General features: G+C 59.9%; 1 pseudogene. It reads left to right on the top strand.

What is annotated here, in order from left to right:
- Window positions 1-23 precede the first annotated feature (23 nt).
- Window positions 24-668: pseudogene (locus Q0936_RS20360) on the top strand (IS5 family transposase); the annotation flags it as partial.

Below are 668 nucleotides of genomic sequence, written 5' to 3'. Positions count from 1 at the left end.
CGATTCACAAACGAGCGGTTAGTATGTCTGATCTTTTCTGGTTGAGCGACGCGCAGATGGCGCGCCTTGAGCCCTTCTTTCCCAAGTCCCACGGTAGGCCGCGCGTCGACGATAGGCGTGTGTTGAGCGGGATTATTTTCATCAATCGCAATGGCTTGCGGTGGCGCGACGCGCCTGCGGAATACGGTCCGCACAAGACCCTGTACAATCGCTGGAAGCGGTGGAGCGATAAGGGAATCTTTGCCCGGATGATGACCGGGTTGGCTGCGGAACACGGCGAGACGAAGACTGTGATGATCGACGCGACCTATTTGAAGGCCCACCGCACCGCGACCAGCATGGGCGTCAAAAAGGGGGGCGTGGACGCCTGATCGGCAGGACAAAGGGCGGCATGAACACCAAGCTGCACGCCATCTGCGACAGCCAAGGTCGCCCGCTCGACCTCTTCGTCACTGCCGGACAAGTCAGTGACTACATCGGTGCGCGGGCGCTGCTCGCGGGCCTGCCAAATGTCGACTGGCTGCTCGGGGATCGCGGCTATGACGCGGATTGGTTCAGAGACGCGTTGAAAGACAAGGGGATACGGGCATGTATCCCTGGCCGGAAGCAGCGGAAGAAAACCGTCAAGTACGACAAGCGCCGCTACAAACGGCGTAACCGGATCGAAA

It is taken from the genome of uncultured Tateyamaria sp. (genome assembly GCF_947488715.1).
Lineage (GTDB): Bacteria > Pseudomonadota > Alphaproteobacteria > Rhodobacterales > Rhodobacteraceae > Tateyamaria.
The sequence above is the reverse complement of the archived record's forward strand: the minus strand, read 5'-3'. Positions and strand labels throughout refer to the sequence as shown.